This window comes from Zunongwangia endophytica, from assembly GCF_030409505.1.
Lineage (GTDB): Bacteria > Bacteroidota > Bacteroidia > Flavobacteriales > Flavobacteriaceae > Zunongwangia > Zunongwangia endophytica.
On record NZ_JAUFPZ010000002.1, the window covers coordinates 3,195,712 to 3,217,849 of the forward strand.

20 protein-coding genes are annotated in these 22,138 nt (G+C 33.2%); 16 read left to right on the forward strand and 4 right to left on the reverse strand.

The genetic code is table 11. The features are described 5' to 3' along the window. Positions 1 to 146: 146 nt before the first annotated feature. From QWY91_RS13920 to QWY91_RS13960, 10 genes are all read left to right on the forward strand, one after another. A complete protein-coding gene (locus QWY91_RS13920; RefSeq protein ID WP_290236084.1) occupies positions 147 to 698 on the forward strand; it encodes a hypothetical protein in 552 nt (183 codons plus the stop codon). A 345-nt stretch (positions 699 to 1,043) separates the two neighbouring features. Next, entirely contained in the window at positions 1,044 to 1,334 is a 291-nt protein-coding gene (locus QWY91_RS13925) for a helix-turn-helix transcriptional regulator (protein ID WP_290236086.1), read from the forward strand. 24 nt (positions 1,335 to 1,358) lie between these two features. Continuing rightward, positions 1,359 to 1,964, forward strand: coding sequence for a primase-helicase family protein (locus QWY91_RS19375; protein ID WP_353958651.1), 606 nt, complete (start codon positions 1,359 to 1,361; stop codon positions 1,962 to 1,964). Beyond that, a complete protein-coding gene (locus QWY91_RS19380) occupies positions 1,954 to 2,571 on the forward strand; it encodes a hypothetical protein (RefSeq protein ID WP_353958652.1) in 618 nt (205 codons plus the stop codon). Before QWY91_RS19375 ends, QWY91_RS19380 begins: the two co-directional genes overlap by 11 nt. 202 nt (positions 2,572 to 2,773) lie before the next feature. Further along, positions 2,774 to 3,649, forward strand: a complete 876-nt coding sequence (locus tag QWY91_RS13935) for a DUF8464 domain-containing protein (protein ID WP_290236088.1) — start codon at positions 2,774 to 2,776, stop codon at positions 3,647 to 3,649. Continuing rightward, positions 3,642 to 4,163 carry a mobilization protein MbpA gene (gene mbpA / locus QWY91_RS13940; RefSeq protein WP_290236090.1) on the forward strand — a complete coding sequence of 174 codons (522 nt, stop codon included), beginning with the start codon at positions 3,642 to 3,644 and terminating at the stop codon, positions 4,161 to 4,163. The genes QWY91_RS13935 and mbpA overlap by 8 nt, the downstream gene beginning before the upstream one ends. Then, positions 4,160 to 5,029 carry a relaxase/mobilization nuclease domain-containing protein gene (locus QWY91_RS13945; protein ID WP_290236092.1) on the forward strand — a complete coding sequence of 290 codons (870 nt, stop codon included), beginning with the start codon at positions 4,160 to 4,162 and terminating at the stop codon, positions 5,027 to 5,029. Before mbpA ends, QWY91_RS13945 begins: the two co-directional genes overlap by 4 nt. Positions 5,030 to 5,041: 12 nt before the next feature. After that, the gene (locus tag QWY91_RS13950; protein ID WP_290236094.1) at positions 5,042 to 5,344 is read left to right on the forward strand and encodes a DUF6730 family protein; all 303 of its coding nucleotides are present in this window, start codon (positions 5,042 to 5,044) and stop codon (positions 5,342 to 5,344) included. Between the two features lie 111 nt (positions 5,345 to 5,455). After that, complete coding sequence (locus QWY91_RS13955; RefSeq protein ID WP_290236095.1) at positions 5,456 to 6,676, forward strand: SIR2 family protein; 1,221 nt, start codon at positions 5,456 to 5,458, stop codon at positions 6,674 to 6,676. After that, the gene (locus tag QWY91_RS13960) at positions 6,666 to 8,378 is read left to right on the forward strand and encodes an ATP-binding protein (protein ID WP_290236096.1); all 1,713 of its coding nucleotides are present in this window, start codon (positions 6,666 to 6,668) and stop codon (positions 8,376 to 8,378) included. Before QWY91_RS13955 ends, QWY91_RS13960 begins: the two co-directional genes overlap by 11 nt. Before the next feature lie 402 nt (positions 8,379 to 8,780). On the opposite strand, the gene QWY91_RS13965 is transcribed toward QWY91_RS13960, so the two are convergent. Together QWY91_RS13965 and QWY91_RS13970 are read right to left on the reverse strand one after the other, a co-directional pair. Then, a complete protein-coding gene (locus tag QWY91_RS13965; protein ID WP_290236097.1) occupies positions 8,781 to 9,881 on the reverse strand; it encodes a hypothetical protein in 1,101 nt (366 codons plus the stop codon). A gap of 2 nt (positions 9,882 to 9,883) precedes the next feature. Then, on the reverse strand, positions 9,884 to 10,660 hold the full coding sequence (locus tag QWY91_RS13970) for an RNA polymerase sigma factor (protein WP_290236099.1): 777 nt from the start codon (positions 10,658 to 10,660) through the stop codon (positions 9,884 to 9,886). A gap of 450 nt (positions 10,661 to 11,110) precedes the next feature. Between QWY91_RS13970 and QWY91_RS13975 the strand changes: the two genes are divergently transcribed. Continuing rightward, on the forward strand, positions 11,111 to 11,362 hold the full coding sequence (locus QWY91_RS13975; protein WP_435433331.1) for a helix-turn-helix domain-containing protein: 252 nt from the start codon (positions 11,111 to 11,113) through the stop codon (positions 11,360 to 11,362). 172 nt (positions 11,363 to 11,534) lie between these two features. On the opposite strand, the gene QWY91_RS13980 is transcribed toward QWY91_RS13975, so the two are convergent. Both QWY91_RS13980 and QWY91_RS13985 read right to left on the reverse strand, forming a co-directional pair. Beyond that, entirely contained in the window at positions 11,535 to 12,404 is an 870-nt protein-coding gene (locus QWY91_RS13980; RefSeq protein ID WP_290236103.1) for an Abi family protein, read from the reverse strand. Between the two features lie 106 nt (positions 12,405 to 12,510). Beyond that, entirely contained in the window at positions 12,511 to 13,719 is a 1,209-nt protein-coding gene (locus QWY91_RS13985) for a site-specific integrase (protein ID WP_290236105.1), read from the reverse strand. Between the two features lie 1,004 nt (positions 13,720 to 14,723). On the opposite strand from QWY91_RS13985, the gene QWY91_RS13990 reads away from it, so the two are divergent. The 5 genes from QWY91_RS13990 (at position 14,724) to QWY91_RS14010 (ending at position 22,007) form a co-directional block, all read left to right on the forward strand. Beyond that, positions 14,724 to 16,502: a tetratricopeptide repeat-containing sensor histidine kinase gene (locus QWY91_RS13990; RefSeq protein ID WP_290236107.1), complete on the forward strand. Its 1,779-nt coding sequence runs from the start codon at positions 14,724 to 14,726 to the stop codon at positions 16,500 to 16,502. 2 nt (positions 16,503 to 16,504) lie between these two features. Continuing rightward, a complete protein-coding gene (locus QWY91_RS13995; protein WP_290236108.1) occupies positions 16,505 to 17,164 on the forward strand; it encodes a response regulator in 660 nt (219 codons plus the stop codon). A gap of 131 nt (positions 17,165 to 17,295) precedes the next feature. Continuing rightward, positions 17,296 to 18,531, forward strand: coding sequence for a PDZ domain-containing protein (locus QWY91_RS14000; protein ID WP_290236110.1), 1,236 nt, complete (start codon positions 17,296 to 17,298; stop codon positions 18,529 to 18,531). Positions 18,532 to 18,539: 8 nt separating this feature from the next. Then, on the forward strand, positions 18,540 to 19,376 hold the full coding sequence (locus tag QWY91_RS14005; RefSeq protein WP_290236112.1) for a CPBP family intramembrane glutamic endopeptidase: 837 nt from the start codon (positions 18,540 to 18,542) through the stop codon (positions 19,374 to 19,376). A gap of 687 nt (positions 19,377 to 20,063) precedes the next feature. Continuing rightward, the gene (locus QWY91_RS14010) at positions 20,064 to 22,007 is read left to right on the forward strand and encodes a glycoside hydrolase family 97 protein (RefSeq protein WP_290236114.1); all 1,944 of its coding nucleotides are present in this window, start codon (positions 20,064 to 20,066) and stop codon (positions 22,005 to 22,007) included. Positions 22,008 to 22,138: the final 131 nt, after the last annotated feature.

Consider the following 22,138-nt stretch of genomic DNA (forward strand, 5'->3'; position numbering starts at 1 on the left):
GAGGGCATCAATAATATTTATACAGCAATTACTAATAAAATTAAATCTGAAAATATGATCAAAATTTAATTTTAGTATGTAGAATTTTTATACTTGAACTTAATAAATATTCTTTTGGTTATATTTAATAACACAAAACTTGAATTATGGAGAAGTTCATTCAGATCTCAGCAAAGGCATTGGCTCAATTGAGGTCTGGATTCAACTATTTTCTGGAAGAGAAAGTTCAGGCTAATTCTACTAACTTAATTCTTTTTCTTCTGTCCATCTTTGTTCTATTTTTGCTAAGCTTCAGCCTTATTCTAGGGTTTCCAAATATTGCCCAAATCCTTTTCATTATTGCAGTTTTAGCAGGTATCATGCTTGTTATTCTTGTGGGACTAGCTATTTACTACGAGTCTAATAGACATCTTACTAAAGGACATCATAACTTTAAGATCGAACCCATCAATAAAAGCCGTATCCGTTTTGATCATATTCAATTGGATAAAGCTTCTCAAAAAGAGTTCATAAGGCTTATGAAAGGAAAACGGGTCAATCAAAGAATCAACTTTACCATGGGGAATAAAAGTGGAGATTCGGCCAATCATAAGATCCTCTTTGTTCTTTTTGACGAACTATTAGTAGGAGGGATTCAGGATCTTGCTGGTGAACGTAAGCAATATTTTTTTGACTTACTTATGGAATCATTTTTTTAATGAATAATGCTCCGCTTAAAGCCTCCACGTTAAAAACCAGTTTTTCGGCATGGAAGGGAGATCAGGAAAAAATAAACTCCCGAAATCAGCGAAAATTAATTAAACAGGTGCTACGGAAAGACTGAAATTCAATTCTATTATTCCTGATTTTTCCAGATCTTCTACCTATAAGCGTTACTTCTTTCTTCTTTTTTCATCTGACGGTCAAAATATAGCATAATTAATGAATAATATCTTATTGCTTTAAATTATGGTATTGATTTACAGGTATTTGCTTTCTTAGGTTTGCTTTAGCTAAAATTATAAGAGGCCTCTTATGGAGTTCTAATTTTAAAGTAAATACTTATGAATGAGCAAGAAAAAGTGGTGGATTTACTACAGGAAATTAAAGTACTGTTATCCCATAAGAAGAAAGTTATGAATGTTGAAGACCTATCTGTTTATACCGGACTTTCCAAAAGTAAAATTTATAAACTTACCCACCTTCAGCTTATCCCAATGGGGAGCAATCCTAATATTCGTCAAAAGTTTTTTGATAGGGATAAAATTGATGCCTGGCTGTTAGGGAAACCTGATCTATCGGATCAACATATCGAGGAGAAATTCAATAAAACATTATTGAAAAACAAGAAGTAACCTATTCACTTAAATCAATCTACTATGAAGAGTATACCGTATTTACGGGTAGGGACTTCGTATTACAAAAAAGTCAAAGCACCTACCATTGCCGGGCACTTCAATGAGCTATTGCTTCCCTGGAGTGTAGAGACCATTCGACAGGATCATGGCAAATCATACCTGAGTAAAATTGCAAAATATGATGGTTTTACCTGTATTCCCGATCACCTGAATTTTAAACCGGTTTATTATAAATTCTACAACATCTATTCTCCCTTAAGTAATATCCCGATGCAGGGCGAATTAGGTTTTAGCCTGAATTTTGTCCAACATATTTTTGGAACGCATTTTGAATTAGGACTGGACTATCTACAACTATTATATACCAAACCGGTGCAAACCTTACCAATCCTTTGTTTGGTTTCAAAAGAACGATCCACTGGGAAAAGTACGTTTTTGAAATGGCTGAAAAGCATCTTTGAAAATAACATGACCTATCTGACCAATGATAGTTTTAGTAGTCAGTTTAATGCGGATTGGGCGAATAAGCTACTGATCTGTATTGATGAAGTGCTTTTTAATAAAGAGGAACTAACCGAGCGGATCAAATACCTTAGTACCACAAACATTAAACAAGTTGGAGGCTAAAGGAAAGGACAAACGGGAAGTGGAGTTTTTTGGAAAGTTTATCCTATGCAGTAATAATGAGGATAACTTTATCAAGATTGATGGTAATGAAACACGGTTCTGGGTGCTTAAAGTGCCTAAAATTACGACTGAAGAAACGGATTATCTCAACCATCTCAACCGGGAAGTTCCGGCCTTTCTGCATTTTTTAAAACACCGTCAATTGCATTCGAAAAATTTGACCAGGATGTGGTTCCATCCTTCCCAGTTAAAAACACCAGCCTTAAAAAAATTGCTTGCTAATAATCGAAACCGGGTAGAAAAGGAACTGGCCACCATTTTACTAATGGGTATGGACCATTTTAATATCGATGACATTCAACTCTGCCCGATTGATGCATTACAATTACTGAATCGGACACGGATTAAAACGGATCTTACCCAGCTTAGACGACTGCTGAAGAATTCCTGGAAGTTAGAGAATCAAAAGAATACGCTTTGCTATCAAAGATTGGTATGGTGGCAAGATGGATCGATAGAGCAGCGGGAAGCGAAAGGCCGCTATTTTAACATTTCAAGGTCGTTTCTGATCGAGAATTTTGATGAATTGATGAACGCTGAAGATTAAGCCCTGTATTTATAGGGTTTTAATGGCTCATCATTTATTCATCAAATGTTCATCAAAAATAAAAGTGATGAATAAAAACCTGCTATTGAAAATAAAAATGATGAATTGATGAATTTTTGATGACAGCCTCAGCTCAATATCTACAAGGGCTTAGAAGGGGGGCTCATCAATTCATCAAAAAAATTCAGAAAATAGAACGCTTATGAAAACAAAGAAAATATGCTGTGAACATGCCCGTAATTTAGACATCGTACACGTACTCGCTAAATTAGGTCATTATCCCAGCAAAACAACGGTGAAAGAAGCCTGGTTTCTGAGTCCCCTGCGGTCAGAAACACAGGCCTCTTTCCATGTCTCTTATCATAAAAACAGATGGTACGACTTCGGATTGGGAAAAGGAGGAAATTGTCTGGATCTGATTATTGCCTTAAAACAATGTTCTATTACTGAAGCTTTACAATTTCTGGCCAATGATCAGTATCCATTAATTACAGATCTTACAAAACCTGGTTTGTCTTTTCATAAGCAGATTTCTAAAAAGGAAAAGGAGGGTATTAATATACTTAGTGTTCAGGAACTCTCAAATTTTCAATTACTCCGTTATGCTAAAAATCGAGGTATCCCTAGAGGACTGATTCGAGAATTGACCAGTGAAGTACATTTTGAATTATATGGAAAACCATATTATGCTATTGGTCTAGAAAATAGACGGGGAGGTTATGAGCTTCGGAATGCTTTTTATAAAGCCTCAAGTACACCTAAATCGTATAGCTATCTCCAACAAGATAGGAATGGACTGATCATTACCGAAGGATTATTTGATTACCTGTCTTTAGCGCTATTAGATTCTGAGCTATTCTTTACCCATGATCATATTATACTCAACTCCCTATCCTTTATTCAGGAAATCATAGTACGTTTTGACGGCTATCCTGATCCAATCTTATTATTTCTGGATAATGATGCTGCCGGAGATCGTATGACTTCATATTTACTAGAACATTTTGCTCAGGCGATTGACCTGAGATATCGCTTTTATCCACATAAAGATCTTAACGAAAAACGCTGCCATGTTTGACGAGAAAATACCCTTTGAAAACGAAAAGAAATCATCCTATTCCTTAAGCTTTGAAAAGCTAAAAAAAAGGGAGGGGAAAACGAGGATTTCCAATGATGGGGACACGGGTTCCCATCAAACGGAAAATTCTAATATAGATCCTAATTCAAGATGTGTGTCTGTGGACACAATCTTGATTGCTCCCCACGGTCGCAATGAAAAAAAAGAGATGTTTAAGGGGAAGACCTCCTTAATCAAATTCAGGTGTACGTTGTACCAAAAAAAACTACTGAACATTAAGGCGAAACGATCGGGATTAAGCCTTAGTGAATTTTGTCGAAAATCAGCCATGAATCTGCCCATCAATGAGCGGATGAGCGATGATCATATTGCTATCTATAAAGACCTGGTGAAATTTCATAACAACTTTAAGTCGATCGGAAATATGTTTCGAAAACGGGATCCTAGATTATCAGCTGAAGTTTATAAACTGGCTGAGGCCATGAAGCAACATCTTAAAAAACTGGATCTATGATTGGTAAAGGAAAATCCATTAGTCATACCCAGGCTTCCATGAAGTATGGATGGAACCAGGAAAAGCAGGCTGAAATTATATACGCTCAAAATATAGTGGGAGATTCTCCGCAGGAAATTAGCCGCGAGTTTGAACAGATCCAAAAGCTAAATGAAAATTGTGAGCGAAATACGCTGTCGTTTGTCCTGAGTCCGACCATTGAAGATGGACGGACACTGGATCAGCAAAAACTAGGAGAACTGACCAAAGACTTCATGCGGGAGATGAAACTGGGCCAGCGGCAGGCGATTGCCTTTGTGCATCAGGATAAAGAGCACAAGCATGTGCATCTATATGTGAATCGGATTGATTTTGATGGGCGCGCCTACAAGGATAATTTTATAGGTAAACGTAGTCAGCATGCTGCCGAGCGCGTAGCCCATGAACATCAGCTGACCACCGTTCGCCAGGTGCAAATGATGCGAGATATAAATTTAACTGACATCCGAAATGAAATAAAACGCCGGCATGAGTTGACCATGAAACAGTTCAAACCAGAAACTTATAAAGCCTACATGCGCGGAATGGAAACCAATGGTGTAAAAGCCATTCCCTTTATCAATAAGCAACAAAAATTGCAGGGCTTTCGATTTGAATTTGATGGGCATAGCCTTAAAGGTAGCGCAGTTCATCGCTCGATGAGCATGTCCAATATCGGAAAGCAAATGGCCAGAGAACATGGCATCGAGAAATTTAAAGAACTCAATAAAGCAATTAGCCTGGCGAAAAGCCCGGAACCGGTGCAAATCAGCTTAAAACTATTAAAAGAAATCGCACAAAAAGTTATTAAAAAGTCCATATCCAAAGGCATGGATATCGGATACTAAATCTCTATAATTATGGCAAAAATTGATGAACTATCGGAATTATTATGCGCCGAGCTGGCAAGCTTTGAGCAGCATATGAAACGACTGCAAGAAATTCACTCGCAAGGGATTCACCTGGATACCAAAGACCTCATACGACGACTTTCAAGTCTTGAAGATACGCTGGATTTTGAAAAGAACGAATATGAAAGGATTTCTACGGAATTATCCAACACGATTAAAGAGGCAAAGATCTATCCGAAATGGGCGCTGGTTGTCTTTTTTGTTTCTTTGAGTCTTAATATTATTGGTATAGCGTTTTTGTTATTTAGTTAAGTATCCAATTATAGTGGATACTATAATTCCAGATATCCGAAACATACTCCAGATAAATAGTTATATTTATGAATATATAATGAGTTGTGCCTTATTTTTAACAAGTAATAGATGAATTACATTTACATTAATGGATCTAGTAAAGTTTCCATAAAATACTCCGAGGATAATTCAAAAGTAGAAGAAGTTTATATTGATGATAGTTTAGTAGAATTTGAAGAAGAGGACAAGCAAGATAAGCTCGAATATGCAATAAAAACGAAGAGAAATAAATACCAAAAATTCCTGAATAAGCAATTTGAAAATTTAATTGTTTTAACTGGCGCAGGTTCTTCAGTTGGAATTGGAGAAAAGAATAAGGGAAGACTTTTATCACAATTATGGGATGACACGAAAGAAAAATTAGGTGAAGAAAAACTTAATCATTTCTGTGAATTAGTTAATTACAATTCCAAAGATGAAAATGGAAATTATGTAAAAAATTTAGAAAAATTATTATCGATTGCTAACGCAGCTAAAGATTTTGTTGCTTCTACGAAGGAAATTAATATCCCGAAAACTATAAAAGAAATAGAAAAACTAATTAAATCCAAATGTGAATTAGTTTTACCTAAAGATGCTCCTCACCATACTTTTTTAGAAAAGATAACACGCCGAAAAGTAACGCTTCCAAGAGCAAAAATTTTTAATTTAAATTATGACACTCTTTTTGAACAAGCTGGGAGAAAGGGAAACTTCACAATCATCGATGGCTTTTCATTCTCATTTCCTAGATATTTTAGTGGAAGAAACTTCGATTACGATATTGTATTAAGGGATAAAAGTAGATTAAAAGAAGAAGATAATTTCAAAAAAAGGGTTTTTCACCTTTACAAACCACATGGCTCCGTAGATTGGGAAAAAGTAAAAAAAGACATTATTCAATCTGATAATGTAAAAAAAGCATTAATGATCTATCCAAAAGACAGCAAATATGAAAGCTCATATGAGCAACCATTTTTTGAAATGATGTCACGGTTTCAACAAAACCTAAGGAAAGATAATATTCTGCTAATTTGTATTGGATTTAGCTTTAATGATAAACATATAGTTACTGCCATCCAAGAAGCTCTCGAACAAAATTCAGGATTTCAATTAATGGTTATAAATAAAGGGATTGACACTTCAGATAATTTAAAATGGCTTTTGGAATTAGCTCATAAACATTCCAATATTCTACTAATTGATGAACTTTTCTCAGATTTTGCAGAGCAATATCCTTTGCTAAAATCATATAACCAAGATGAGTATAAAAGAATTACTATTAACCTAAATGACACAGATGGAGAATAGAAATCCTTTTGAGCACAACTATTTCATTGGATATATTAATTACGTTTCAGCACAATTTGTAAAAGTCCACTTTCCTTCCTCCACCCTTCTCCAATCTTTTACATTTAAAGGAGAAAATCTAAATGGTGGATTAGTTGGAAACTTTGTTGTCATTGAAGGAGAACAATTCGGATTTTTAGGTAAGATTCAAGAATTGTCATTGCCTGAAAAAGAAAGATTAGAATTCAGCGAAAAATCTTTTAAGAATAGTGATTTCCACCCGACTGGTAAGATAGAAATATTACTATCTTTTGATTTATTTGAACCTACTAAAATTGATAAGGGTTTAAATGCACTACCTGTTATCGGAGCAAAAGTTTTCGTTTGTTCATCTAATTTTATAAGAAGTTATTTTAGAAAATTCGGAATTAAACATGAGCATTTACAAACTAGTCCAGTTTTTGAACTAGGAAAATTAACTTTTGACAAATCCGCGCCAATTGAAGTATCACAACAAGCGATTTTTGGACGTCACTGTGCCGTTGTTGGCACAACCGGCGGCGGTAAAAGTTATACTGTTAGTAAACTTTTAGAAGGTATTGTATCTAATAACGGAAAAGCTATTATAGTTGATGCTACTGGTGAATATTCTACCCATGATAAAAACAGTTATTCTGATATTCCGGCCACATTATCCACTAATTCCTTTTTTCATTATTCTAACCTTACAGTTGGAGATTTATTCGTCTTGTTAAGACCTTCTGGTCAAGTCCAGCAACCAGTACTTTTAGATGCAATCCATTCATTAAAACTTGTTCAAATTGCTAAAAGAGAAAATAGGAATTTGGAGCAAATTAAAGATGGGATCTTAATTAAAAAACAAGCCTTAAAAAGACCAATATTTGATTTATACAATGAATTCTCTGAAGAAATTGAAAAAAGTAATGCTGATTTCGATATACAAAAATTGACTCAGCAATTAAGAAGGGAATGTGTTTATGACAGTCACAAATTTGGAGAAGATATAACAAGATGGGGCGACTTAGACAAGCGAAAATTTGAAAATAGCACAAGTCTTTTTCTTAGAACAGAGAATCTTATTCAAACTGAATCTTTCAAAAATATTTTTGGGTTTGGAAAGCAGAAAACCGATGAAGGTGAGTTGGCCACTAGGATATCTGATTTTTTAAATGGGGATAAAAAGATTCTAAGAATCGGTTTCGAAAATGTAGGATTTGATTTTCAAGCGAGAGAAATAGTTGCAAATGCTATCGGGAAATACTTGTTAGAAATGGCCAGAAAAGGTAAATTTAATGAAAAGCCCTTAGTATTATTTGTAGATGAGGCACATCAATATTTAAACAAAAGTGTTAAGGATGAATATTTTGAACTGACGCAATTAAATTCATTTGATTCTATTGCTAAAGAATGTAGAAAATATGGGCTTTTTCTTACAATAGCAACTCAGATGCCAAGAGATATACCTCTTGGTACTCTTAGTCAAATTGGTACGTTTATCATACATAGATTAATCAATCATTATGACAAAGAAGCAATAGCTAATGCAAGTTCTTCTGCCAATCGAAATACATTAGATTTTCTGCCGGTTTTAGGTGCTGGTGAAGCAATTTTAATGGGAGTTGATTTTCCTATGTCTGTCATGTTAAAAATAAATAAGCCTTTAACTCCTCCTAATTCGAATACTCCACAATTCAAAATTTAAAAAAAAAGAAAGGATCGGAAAAACCCTAACACGCAGATTAAAAGACGGATTAAAGACCAAATAATCATGGTACATTTTATTTTGGTCAGCCCATAATTCCTGTATTTTTCAGCCTTCAGATCTAAATTTTCTAAGCTTAATTGTTGTAAATACTGCGTGCTTTTAGTGAGTGTCATTAAAGATCTAAACCTCACCTTACGGGTATTCTAATTATCCCAAGTGTACTTACACCAAAAACCTTAGATTGTAGTTAATTTTTAATGACTACATATAAATATTTCTGTTTACCATAATTCCCAGTTTATCTTATCGCGGGAAGGCTTTTGTTGTATATGCTGCGCGCATTTAGTGAGAGCTACTGAGACCTCACCTTACGGGTGTACAAGCACCCTCATTTTTAATTTAATCCACGATAAGTTCTATTCCGGCTTTTTCAGCCTTATATTTTATTTTGGTCATCAGTTCATAGTAATTCCAATTCCTTAAAACAAATCCATTTTCCTTTTTGGCGATCTCCATTTTATCTTCCTGATTTATTAAAATGAGTGTACCTGCTTGCTGTTTGATACAAAAATCAATAAGCATCCGACTGTATACATGCAAACGGTTACCTACATAATTTTTTTCTTTTTCGTGAAATCTTTCTACTGCTTTTGTTTTGCGTTTACGACCTTTTCCTGATCTACAGTAGGCCGTAGCATTTTGCGCCCTTTGTAAAGCAGCCTGTATGGCTAATCTTCGATATAAAAACTCCTCTCTACTACCAATATTAAGCTTTGCTTTACCAGATTTCACTATAATTGGATATTCAAGAGATAGAGAAGCTTCTGCAATGACTTCCGGTTTTAAGCTATGTTTTTCTTTCGCGACTTCAAATACGGCCAACCAATAAATTTTTCCTTTATTCAGTTGAATTTTAGAAGCGCAGAGTTTGATTTGGCCGGCTACTACCTGTTTCAGCAAGCTCCGTTTATCCGTATAATCCTTGCCTAAATAGGTTTTAAAAGGGATGGAAAATAGTCGAAAGCAAAATGCTTTTTTTTCATTTTTATAGGATAATCCATGAATACCTATCGTTCCAAATGGAAAAGGAATATCCCTTCTAAAATTTGCCAGAGAGCGCTCTCCCCTCCTATATTGCGCTAAGTTTTTACCAAAATTATTCATGATATTATAATTCATATTGGCTAAAATGTTGGTTGGGACATCACCTTTAAAACGATCGGATACCACCCGGTAGGTACAATTGCTCTTTGAACGATTGAGCATGCCATCTTCAGCTTTCTTATCATCGACCAGCCTATATTTTATCCCTTCAGATAAATAAAAAAAATCCTTAATCATTTCCTGAATATACTGGTGGGTAACGATGAGATTACCTGCCCTATAGCTTCGGTTCTGCCAACGGTATAGAGTATCAAGAGCCTCTTTTCTTTCTTCTTTGGTAGGGGCGTCGACCCGTAGCTGGATCTTTCGGGTAAGTTTTATGGTTTCTTTTCTCATGACTAAGCCGATTGTTGTTGTTTGTGTTTACTTTGTAAAAGCTTATAAGCAGTCACAAATTCCTTGTGGACTTCTTTTTGGGATAGTTGGAGTTCTTCTGCAATAGCCGCAAAAGAATAGTGCATTTCATTCCGTAGCTGTAAGACTTTTTCTTGTTCCCTGGTTATTCTAGTATTTTTCTTTACTTGAATTTGATCAGGTTTTGAACCCAAATTACTCCCGTTATGAATAATTTTTTTAATATCGTCAATCGCTCTTTTTATCTCATTACTAGTATAGGTAGTGCTTGTTCCCATAAGCTCAGCAATATTTTTATATTGAAAACCGTATTTTAAGCAGAGTTCAATTAAATATCTTCTTTCCGGTCTGAGTAAAGGAAAAATACGGCTTATCCGATCAAAGGCTTTTTGGTCGGCTTTCTGAACCTGTAAGTGATCATCCTCTTTTTGCGGGTCATAACCGTGCATATATTCCTGATAATTCTCAAAATATTCTAATCTGCCTATATTCCGTTGAAAATTATGCTTAGGTCGTGTATAATAATATGTACAATCCCTCTTCATCACAAAGCGGAGGAAAAAGAAAATATGTTCCGGTTCCTGTATCCGTTCCCTTTTCTGCCATAGTTTTAAGAATGTATCCTGAAGGATGGTTTCAATGACAAATTCGTCCCGAATTAATTTCTTTCCTAACCCAAAAAGCCTATGATGATATCTGGCATAGATAAACTCCATGGCATCAGGATGTCCTTGTTTTAAAAGTTTAAACTCACGTTCCATTGCCAACAGGTTTTAGTGCTGGATCGGATCTTCGAATGGGTATTGTATTAATAATTAATACCAGTCTCTCGGTATGGTCTATAATTTTCATAGTTTGGTGTGGTTTTGTTTGTCTTTAATTAGTTCATGAAACCATAGGCCTTCCCAAACTGCCGTTAAACTTTAGGGAAGACTACGAGTTTAAGGAAAGGCTTTCTGGCTTCTGGCCTAGGCTAAATGGCTAATTCATTAAACGGTGGTTTGTTTCTTCTTATAGGTTTGGTTAAAAAATTCATTTTTAATTTATCTACCTAGCTTTATTTTTATCTCTTAAATCGAAAATAAAATTAAGCAAGGGGTAAGTCAGAATTCCTTACATATAAGCTTATAAGACTCGAATATAGTAAAAAAATCAAAAAGGATACATATATGTATCCTTTTTTTATTTCAGAAAATGAGACTTTTATTCTAATGTCAGATAAAAAGCTCATACAAGCAAAGAAAGCACTAGGATTGAAAATTGCTGAACTCAGAAAAAAAGTTATTAATCCAGAAACAAATAAACCTATTTCGCAGGAAGAATTAGGGTTGAGAACAGGAAACGCAAAAAAGACGATTGGTGAAATTGAAAGAGGGAATACTAATCCAACTTTTGAAACTTTATTTAAAATAGCCAATGAGCTTCAAGTAAGTATTGCTGAGCTATTCCAACCAAAATCTTAAATCTAATAAAAAAACCCGGGAGCTTGTCCGGGTTTTGTTTTTCAATTTTTTAAAGTGCAGAACCAATGCATGATGATTGGCTGGGCACTATTTCTATTGCAAATATAGGTATATGCCTACTTATGCACAAGATTATTAACAATTTTATGAACTATAGCCATCTGTAAACAGGTTATAATTCATATCCAATCTTGTTTACAATAATCTCACTAATTGCTTTGTTATCGTTAAATTGCGCAAACAGGTCATTGATATTTTTAGTGATTTCCTTACATCGATTAACAGATATTTTTTCTAAAAAATAGCATATAATTCTTATAGATGAAGATAAGGAATGTCTTTTATTTCTGTCTATATCAATTATGGGAGTAGATTTAATCCCTAAAGGTGTATAAGAATCAAATAGTAAATCACTATGTGCGCAAATATTGCGAATAAATAAAATAGTAGTAAGGTAATTTTCGAAAACCCCTAAGCTTTTTATGCCATATTGTTCTGCTATCTTTTTTTGTAAATCTTGATTATGTAGTGATAAGTACAATTTTATAACACTACCGAAAGTTAAATATTCCAATGTTTTCCAAGCAGGAGCATAAATATCATTTGAGTGCTTTCTATGATGATTTTTTATGGGCTTATTATTTTTTTTAAAACTCTCTGTGTAGATTTTGGGAAACCCTTTCACAAATTGATGGGAAACTATTTTTTTGTCAGCAAACCAGGTAGGGTTTTTATCATAATAATTAGAAACGTAATAAATTAATTGGGTTTTAAAATTAATTTCTATCCTATTTAATGCTCTGGATAATATATGTTTTAAATCTGTATCTAAATAATAAAGCTTTACTACATCTGAAAATTTAGTGCCATTTTTTAGATTATGATGTTCATCTATTTCGAAAGGATTCCAATAGAAGCCTAAACGGTAGTAACCAATATCAAGTAGGATTTCTTTGGCCTTGACATCGCCTAAATCCATCGTCATATTTCTACCTTTAAGCTTATCTATTTGTTCGTCAACTGTAGTTGCTGTTTTCCCCATATTATTGGATTATGACTTTATCTAAGATCTCATACTTAAATTTCCAAGTAAGACCAATGTAATTTTTACCTTTTGAGTAATTTATATATTTAAAGCTGTAAATTAATTATTTTTCTAACAATAATTCACTTGCTTCATCCAAGATTGCCGTATCCAACTCTTTTAAGTATGCTTTAGTTGTTTTAACATCTTGATGACCTAAGGATTCACTAATAATATCTGTACCGGCGCCTTTTTGCTTTAGGCAATTGGCAAAGCTATGCCTGGCCACATAACTTGTAATAGGCTTATCAATTTTCGCAAGTTCTCCTAATTCTTTCAAATCCTTATTAAATTTTTTGAGCGTTTTTCTTTTCCGGTTGTTTAGTTGACTTGGAGTTAGGTTTTCATGAAGTATAATAGGAAAGACGTAAGAATGGTTATTGCCCTTATAATAATTCAATATTCGTTGTACAGGCGGCATAATTTTGATGATAAAGTTCCCTTTTGTCTTTGATCGCGTATAATGTATTCTATCGCTGTAGATATTATCCCATCTTAATTTCATCATATCAGCAAAATTCATTCCCCTCGTATAAAAACTAAAAATGAAATAATTCCTACTATTCACTAAATGTGGCTTGTCATTTAAATCAAGGTTTTGAAGTCGGTGTACCTCTTCGATTTTGAGCGCTTTTTTTATAGATTTTCCTTTTAGTTTGGAAATTTTGTAATGCTTAAAAGGGTATACTTTTTCATCTATAATATTACGCTTAATTGCAACATTGAAAATCGCTCTAATGGCGCGCATTTTAACTCCAATTCCCCCGCCAGTTCCTCCTTTGTTTCTGAGATAAACTTCATACTTGTCTAAAAATGTAGGAGTGACCTCTTTAAAATGAATAGGCTTATTCTTTGCGAATTTCTGAACTGAGTTTTTAGTATGGTGATATACGTCCGCATTTCCCATTCTTCCAGCCATTTTCATTTCATCAATCAGTTCATCCCAAAATGGAAAAATATTTGAAGCTTCTGGATTAGATTCAATTCTAAATTTATTTTCGAAATCATTTAGAGTGTAAAAATCCTGATTCATTTCTAATTCGGAAATTACAGATAAAGCTCTGTCTTCAATTTTTCCGAGCAATCTATTTGATTTAATTTGCTGATTGTACTTTTTACTAAATCTGCCTAGCTTAGAATCCCACTCATTCAAATGAACTTCGAATGGTGTTCTAAAAAATTTTGATTTTCTATCTTTAGTGACACGTAAAAGAACTGGATATTTTCCATTCTTCAATACTGTTTTTCGTAGGATTGTTTTGATTGATGCCATGATAAGATTATTTATTTTATGTACAACATATGTACAACAAATTGCTTGATAAAGGTAAATTAAAGAAAGTAAATGGAAAAATTAATCAAGTTAAAGAACTGATTTACAGTTTAATGAAAATATATGAAATTTATTGAAGTTGAATTTTTCATTTCTCATAATCAAGGGGTCCCTGGTTCGAGCCCAGGTGGGACCACCAGTAAAACCCCTATAAATATTTAATTTATAGGGGTTTTTTTATTTTTTAAGGGAGTCAAAAGTCTGACTTATTTTATTTACATCCAATTTTTGGGCATTGTCTCATTTCATGGCGACGTTGAATCTGAAAGTCGCTGATATCAGGTTTGGTTATGTAGTCCTATCTATTGATTAAATTAAAATATGTGGTTTTCCCACATATTTTTTGGTATAAAACCAAACAGGGCTATCTCTTTCGTGGTTTAAGTTTGTAAGACAAATTGTTTGATCGAATAGAAGCTAAATGTTCATTCTTTAAATGTGAGTTAATTGCAAAGGACTGAATTTTTTTTAGTGCTAATCAGGCAAATTCAAAAAACATAATTTGTTTAATTTATATGAATAATAATTAATTTATGCCGATGATATCCTTTATACTAATATTGATAATAAAACTACTGCTTTCTTTGTTTAGGTAAGAAGTGTTTGAGCCTTTTAAAGTGCTTTAAATGTTACTATAGGATAGATTTTCTTGAATTTAGGAGAATTCTAGTATGCTAAGTAAAAAATATAAAGTACGTTTTAGGGATCAATCTTCTTTATATCAGAACCATTATACATATTTGATATTGTAAGAAGTGAATTATTTTAGAAGATTACTTGAACCTTAAGTCTAATAAACCTTGAAGTCATACTTTCAAATTTTATCCATTCTCCTCTTTATATTTCTTGGTTGTAAAGACAAGCAGATAAGAAATACAGAATCGGATATAGATTTTGAAAAAAATAAAATAGAATTAAACGACAGTATTGTTAAAAAGCAATTATTGGACTCTTCCTACTATTACTTAAAAAATGAAGACTCAGTTCGTTTCTTTAAAACAAATTCCAGAGCTATTACTTTTACCAACAAAATAAATGATAGTACAGGAAAGGCAACCGCTTACTGGGATAGAGGACAGTTTTACTACTACTTTGGCGTAATGGATAGTGCTTATTTTTATTTTGATAAAGCTCAGAAGGGGTTTGCTCGAATTGGAAATAAAAAGCGGGCTGGACAATTACTTCTAAATATGGCAGTTATTCAGGGATATTATAAGAATTACACCGGAAGTGAAATTCTTTTGTCTGAGGCTATAAACGATTTAAAGGATCAAGGCGCCAATAAAAGTTTGTATTTTGCTTACAACAATCTAGGTACGCTCTCCAGAAACTTAAAAGAATTTGAAAGATCTGTGATTTACTATAAGAAAGCAGAGGAATATCTAAAGGAAGTTGATGATGCGAACGAATATCCTTCATTATGGAATAATTTAGGTTTAGTATACACCACTAATGGAGAATATAAAAAAGCTCTTGATTATTATACGAAGGGTTTAAAAGCGCAAAGAAAACTAAAAAGTGAAGATGTTGATTTGGAAATTAAGGCGATGTTAATAGATAATCGAGCCTATGCTAAACAAAATCTTCTTGACACCATAGGCATTTATGAAGAGTACCTTGAAGCATTAATGATTCGAGAAGATCAGGAACTTTATGCGGGGCAGTCTATGAGTTATATACATTTTTCAGAATATTTTATTTTGAAAGGGGATACATCCAACGCGATTAGTTTGGCTCTCAAATCGAAAATGGTAGCAGATAAGATAAATGCAACCGAAAATTATTTGGAATCATTGAAGCTTTTGGCCGATATCGATCTTGACAAGGCTCTAGACTACACTAAAGAGTACATAAAATTATCTGATAGTTTATATTTTGTTGAAAGGGGCATTCGTAATAAGTTGGCGAGAATTCGATTTGAAACGGATGAATATATAAATGAGACAAAAACCTTAAATCAGCGCATATTTAGAATATCTACAATAACTGGAATAATTATAATTTTTCTCATCTTGATATCGATTATAGTTTATCAAAGATCTCGAAATAGATTATTTCGCCAAAAAGAGGAAGCAGGGAAAGAAATTTATAAGTTGATTTTGAACCAACAACAATTTTTTGAAGATGGTAGGGAGAAAGAGCGTTTAAATATTTCCAGAGAATTACATGATGGGGTATTGGGACAACTTTTTGGATTACGCTTAAGTCTTGATATTTTAAATGAAGATGATTCCAAAGAAAGCAAGCAGAAAAGAAAAAATTATATTGAAGAAATTGCAAAAGTAGCTAAAGAAATAAGAAATATTTCTCATAAGCTTAACGTAAGCAGTTTTGTTACAGTCAATTTTAAAGTAATCCTGGAAGAACTTGTAAATCAGCAGAAGGTACACGGATTAAGAGTCAATTTTGAAATAGATGAGGAAATAAATTGGGATAAAATCAGTGATGATATCAAAATCAATATTTATAGAATTTTACAGGAGGCGCTTACCAATATCAATCAACACGCAAATGCACAACTATTGAAGATTTCGATTCTTCGTAGGCAAAATACTATGTATTTGACGATCGCAGATGATGGTGTAGGATTCAGTAGTGATAAAGCGATTGGTATTGGAATAAAAAATATGAAATCAAGATGTAAATCTATAGGAGCAGATTTTGCGTTATCTTCAAAATTAACCGTAGGAACTAAAATCTCAATTTCGGTTAAAATTAAATAGTTATGAGCATGATTAAAATTTTACTTGTAGATGATCATCCACTAATACTAGAAGGATATCAAAATGTATTAAGTAGATTAGAACTTCCTGAAATTAAATTAATAATAGATACCGCTGATAAATGTGATGAAGCTTGGCAGAAAATTGTCTCGGGAAATTATGATGTCGTGTTTTTAGATATAAATTTTCCAATAGATGGTAACTCTAGATTTATTTCTGGAGAAGATTTGGGAGCTGCGATAAAGAAAGAGTATGGTAGTGAGATGAAATTAGTAATCTTAACAGTTATAGATGATTCCTTAAGGGTACATAATATTTTACGTAATGTAAATCCTGATGGCTTCTTGGTGAAAGGAGAAACAAATTCCGAGGAACTTGTCACCTGTCTTAAAAAAGTAATTAAGAGCCCTCCATTTTATGGTAGTACTATTTCTAAAATATTGCATTCAGGAGTAATGAGCACTAAGATTATTGATGATATTGATCGTCAAATTCTTTACCAACTTTCTTTGGGAACCAAAACCAAGGATATTCCTCAACATGTTAATCTATCATTAAGAGCGGTGGAAGATCGTAAAAGAAGATTAAAAGAAGTGATGGAGGTTGAAAAAGGAGGAAATAAAGCACTGCTTGAAAAAGCTAGAAAGAGTGGTTATATTTAATTCAAAAATAAGTTTTCATCTGTAGTAGCATCTTTCACTGAGGCATTTCAGTATTAGATTAATATGAAATTTTTGCAATCTGAATTGTTTAAGGTATAGCTCTTTTCAATTAGCATTAATAATATACAATAATGAAATTTTTCAAAAAATTATTAAAATGGATGGTGATAATAGCCCTGTTCGTTATCGTTGCCATCCTAGGTTCGGTCTATTATATTTATTCTGGTTTATCGGATATGTCTGAAGCCAAATTTAAATTTTCTTCAACCTATGATACGATTCCTTTTTATTTTTCGAATTCCGGTCATATGCTTATTGATGTGAAGTTTGGTAAAGAAAGTAATACATATCCTTTTATACTGGATAGTGGAGCCTCTAATACTATTTTTGCACGTTTTGCGGATGATTTCGATTTAGAAGATAATGGCTATTTACCAAGTATAGGATCTTTAGGTAACTTTTTTTGGTCTGAGGTTAAAGAAATAGATCGATTGAAATTAGGAAACTTAGCCTTTACCGATCTTAATTTTCAGGTTTCATCTATTTCTGGCCAATGCATCGAGGCATATGGTATTATAGGAATTGGTGTCATGAGACATTTGGTCTGGCAAATTGATTTCGAAGAACAAATACTAATAGTTACAAAAGAGTTAAGTGATCAAACTATTGCCTCATCAGATTTAAAATTTGACTTGGATCAGAATCCTTATGGACATCAATTATATATTCCTGTTCATTTATCGAAAGGAAAGAAAAATATCGATGTCTGTGTAGATCTAGGAAGTAGTGGGTATTTAAGTTTAGATGAAAATCTAATTTTAAGAGATTCATTAAAATTAAAATCAAAAACTATATTTGGAGAAGGCTCTGGCGGTCTTGGCGAACAAAAGGAAGCAGTCGCTCAAGAAAAGATATATCTTATGGATACCCTTAAGTTTTCAGATACTGATTTTCAAATCAACAATTTACCAATCAATTCGCAAAAAGGACATTTGGACTTATTAGGGTTAGGGTTCTTTCGAAAATTTAAAACAACAATAAGCTGGAGAGATAATAGACTAATTTTGTCCCCTATTGATTCTCTAGATTTTATGCCTAAAATTATAGGTTTCAATATGAATTTTGAAGAAGAGAGCAAAGAAACTTTTATATCTACAGTAATTAAAAATTCTCCAGCTCAAAAAGCTGGAATTCAGCTGGATCAAAAGGTTATCGACATCAATGGAATAGCTATAAAAAATAGCGATGATTTTTGTAAGGCACGATCTGCATTACAAAAAGATAAAATTATAGATGTTCATATAAAAGACAATAATATGTCTAAACATTATAAGGTTAAGGAAGAATACCTTTTTGAATTGAATTAAAAAATTAAATGTCAGAAAAAAGCAAGATTCCGGGATGGGCAAGAATACTTTTAATCATTTTGCCGTATTTTTTTGTGGTAGCATTTTTTCAAATAATGGGTGCTCTAATTGCAGGTTTAGATATAGAAGCATTCGAAACACCAAAAAAAACATCGATACAGGACCTTCTTATTACACTATTTTCATTCTTAGGGACATTGCTTGTAACCTCGTCCTTTGTTATTAAGGTAGATAAAGAAAAGTTTATAAACATTGGATTGCATTTAAAGAATAGACTTCAAGATATTCTAATAGGTTTAGTTGTAGGAGCAGGTATTATAATCATTGGTTTTGGAATCTTAATAGGATTGGGAGAGATCAGTTTTGAAGCTATTAATTGGAATTTTAAAGAATTTCTCATAGCTATATTACTATTTACTATTGTTGCGATCGAGGAAGAGGTTTTTTGTAGAGGATATATTCAAAAAAACCTAATGACGTCATTCAATAAGTATTTTGCTTTAGTGATAACAGCGCTAATATTTTCTCTGATGCATTCTTTCAACCCAAATCTCAGTTTATTAGGATTAATAAACATTTTTATTGCTGGAATTTTTTTGGGATTGTCCTATGTCTATACTAAAAACCTATGGTTTCCAATTGCATTGCATCTAAGTTGGAATTTTTTCCAGAGTTTATTAGGATTTAACGTAAGTGGTCAAAATATGTATTCCTTAATTAATATTAGCAATAATTCTACTAACTTTTTAAATGGAGGTGATTTTGGTCTTGAAGGTTCTATTCTAGCTACGATTCTACAAGTTATAGCAATATTTATTATTTTCTTCTACTATAATAAACGCTGATTTGATTTATTGCTGAATTAAACACCTTAGACTTTTATTATCAATCCTAGGTAACTCACATTAAAAAAGATCAAGATTCAAAAGAATTATAAATCCAAATAAAATCTTAAATTTTCGATGAAGTCAAAAAAAATATAGACGAAATTAGCTAAAAAAGGCGTCATTTATTTAATTTAGTAGCACCAACTAAACCTTTTAATGACCAATGCTATCTTTTTTACATAAAAATCGTTTTTTCATCATCCTTGTTTTAAGCACAATTGCTGTTTGGTTCACTCTCGATATGATCTATTACAATAATCTACCATAACATTGTTTCTTTCTCCTCTTAACGGAGCAATTTTATCTACCCTATCGAAACAGCTCAAATTCTTACAACTATATGATCATGTTTGTGGTCATTCTTCATATTCAGTTCAGCTAAATTGGGGGTGTATAGTATTTAACTAGCACTCCACTACTATTTCCTATTTCAGCAAAATTTATAATTCCCCCAATTTTTACATTTTCACTTTTCTGAAATATATTTTTAGGACACTGCCTTTAATTCATTAAGAATAATAGTATTTTTAGATTTCGTGCTATTTAGTAGCGCTTTCGCCTTTTACAAATTGAAATAGAAAGCGGAAGTAATAACTTTAGTTGCAAATAAAAATCAAACCTTAGCAATCAACCGAAATTTAAAAAATGAAATTACTACGAATTCAGCTATTTCTTGCTTTAGTATTTTTAGGTAATCTACTTACCGCTCAAATTGGAGAAATTAAAAGTCCAGATGGGCAAATTAGCTTAAAATTAAATGAGAACAACGGAAAAATATCTTATGATATTTATTACGCAGACTCTTCGTTTTTAGATGATTCTCCGTTAGGTTTGAAAACCTCATTAGGGGATTTTTCATCAAATCTTGAATATGTTTCTTCGGAAATTAATAGCATCGAAGACTCTTACGAGCTAAAGAAGGCAAAAGTGAGTCATGTAGATTATAAAGCTAATGAATTAGTAGCGAAATTTGTAAATGAAAACGAGGATAGCCTTTTTGTATATTTTCGAGTTTCTAATCGTGATGTGGCATATTCGTATCAACTAAAATCGAAAGCGGGGAGAAGTAATATTAAGATTCTTGAAGAAATCTCGGGTTTTCATTTGCCAGATGGTGCTACTAGCTATATTACGCCGCAAGCGTTACCAATGACGGGGTGGAGTGAAACTAAACCATCTTATGAAGAAGAATACACGCTAAGCGAAAAATTAGGAAAAGCTTCAGAATATGGTGTTGGTTATACCTTTCCTGCATTATTCAAATTAGGTGAAAAAGGATGGATTTTAATTTCAGAAACTGGTGTAGACAGTAGTTATCCCGGTAGTCGATTAAGTGAATCTACAGATGACGGTTTATTCAGTATCAAATTTCCGCAGAAAGGAGAAAATAATAGCATTGGCGATACTTTTGCTGCTATGGCTATGCCTGCTAAAACCCCGTGGAGAACAATCACGCTTGGTGAAACTTTAAAACCAATAGTTGAATCTACAGTTGCTTTCGATTTAGTAGAGCAAAAGTATGAACCAAGTATCGATTACCAAATGGGACGCGCTACCTGGAGTTGGATCGTTTGGCAAGACAATAGTATAAATTACGACGACCAGATAAAGTATATCGATATGGCTTCTATGCTAGGATTCGAGTATGTATTGATCGACAACTGGTGGGATAATAATATCGGTTACGAAAGAATGGAAGAGCTGGTAAAATATGCACAATCCAAAAATGTAGATGTGCTGCTATGGTATAATTCTAATGGGTATTGGAACGAAGCGCCGCAAACACCACAGGATAAAATGAATAATATCGCTTCTAGAAAAAAGGAAATGGAATGGCTGCAGAAGATAGGAGTGAAAGGTTTAAAAGTTGACTTTTTTGGAGGAGACAAACAAACCACCATGAAGTTGTATGAAGATATTTTAACCGATGCGAATGAGTATGGATTGGGTATTACATTTCATGGGTGTACAATTCCCAGAGGTTGGGAAAAAATGTATCCTAATTACGTAACTTCAGAGGCTGTATTGGCTTCAGAAAATCTAATTTTTGGTCAGGAGGCATTAGATAAACATGCTTTAAATGCAACTATTTTACCGTTTACGAGAAACGCAATTGGCGCTATGGATTTTGCTCCGGTATTTTTGAATCAGAAAATGTCTAGAGATCAACAAAACGGAACGATAAGAAGTACCACCGATGCTTTTGAGTTGGCAACATCTATACTCTATTTCTCACCGATACAGCATTTTGGTTTAACTCCTAATAATTTAGAAGAACAGCCCGATTATGTTTTAGACTTTATCCGTGAGGTACCTACGGTTTGGGACGAGACCATTTATATTGGTGGAGAACCAGAAGATTATTGTGCCTTAGCGCGTAGAAAAGGTGACAAATGGTACATAGCCGTTGTTAATGCGAAGAAGGAGAAAAGAAAAATTGAATTAGAATTACCAATGCTTGCCGGAAAAGAACTTAAACATCTTTTTGATGAGAAAAATAAAACAGCCGGGTATAAAACTTCTAAAATTAGGAAAAACGGAACTTTAAAAATAGAATTGCAACCCGAAGGAGGAGCAGTTTTATATTAGTGTTTCTTCGGAATAAAATATAAAAACCTCTCATTGAAGAGGTTTTTTTATGAACGGATGTGAATTTCAAAATGCTGAATCGTTTTTGTAAAAAATTGGTAGCTAGAAAAATAAGCTAAATAAAAGATAAG

Coding starts and splice junctions, on each gene's coding strand:
- QWY91_RS13955 (WP_290236095.1), top strand. CDS start 5,456: ATGAATTACATTTACATTAATGGATCTAGTAAAGTTTCCATAAAATAC.
- QWY91_RS13960 (WP_290236096.1), top strand. CDS start 6,666: ATGGAGAATAGAAATCCTTTTGAGCACAACTATTTCATTGGATATATT.
- QWY91_RS14010 (WP_290236114.1), top strand. CDS start 20,064: ATGAAATTACTACGAATTCAGCTATTTCTTGCTTTAGTATTTTTAGGT.
- QWY91_RS13920 (WP_290236084.1), top strand. CDS start 147: ATGGAGAAGTTCATTCAGATCTCAGCAAAGGCATTGGCTCAATTGAGG.
- QWY91_RS14000 (WP_290236110.1), top strand. CDS start 17,296: ATGAAATTTTTCAAAAAATTATTAAAATGGATGGTGATAATAGCCCTG.
- QWY91_RS13980 (WP_290236103.1), bottom strand. CDS start 12,404: ATGGGGAAAACAGCAACTACAGTTGACGAACAAATAGATAAGCTTAAA.
- QWY91_RS13945 (WP_290236092.1), top strand. CDS start 4,160: ATGATTGGTAAAGGAAAATCCATTAGTCATACCCAGGCTTCCATGAAG.
- mbpA (WP_290236090.1), top strand. CDS start 3,642: ATGTTTGACGAGAAAATACCCTTTGAAAACGAAAAGAAATCATCCTAT.
- QWY91_RS14005 (WP_290236112.1), top strand. CDS start 18,540: ATGTCAGAAAAAAGCAAGATTCCGGGATGGGCAAGAATACTTTTAATC.
- QWY91_RS13970 (WP_290236099.1), bottom strand. CDS start 10,660: ATGGAACGTGAGTTTAAACTTTTAAAACAAGGACATCCTGATGCCATG.
- QWY91_RS13985 (WP_290236105.1), bottom strand. CDS start 13,719: ATGGCATCAATCAAAACAATCCTACGAAAAACAGTATTGAAGAATGGA.
- QWY91_RS19375 (WP_353958651.1), top strand. CDS start 1,359: ATGAAGAGTATACCGTATTTACGGGTAGGGACTTCGTATTACAAAAAA.
- QWY91_RS13925 (WP_290236086.1), top strand. CDS start 1,044: ATGAATGAGCAAGAAAAAGTGGTGGATTTACTACAGGAAATTAAAGTA.
- QWY91_RS13935 (WP_290236088.1), top strand. CDS start 2,774: ATGAAAACAAAGAAAATATGCTGTGAACATGCCCGTAATTTAGACATC.
- QWY91_RS13995 (WP_290236108.1), top strand. CDS start 16,505: ATGAGCATGATTAAAATTTTACTTGTAGATGATCATCCACTAATACTA.
- QWY91_RS13950 (WP_290236094.1), top strand. CDS start 5,042: ATGGCAAAAATTGATGAACTATCGGAATTATTATGCGCCGAGCTGGCA.
- QWY91_RS13965 (WP_290236097.1), bottom strand. CDS start 9,881: ATGAGAAAAGAAACCATAAAACTTACCCGAAAGATCCAGCTACGGGTC.
- QWY91_RS13975 (WP_435433331.1), top strand. CDS start 11,111: ATGTCAGATAAAAAGCTCATACAAGCAAAGAAAGCACTAGGATTGAAA.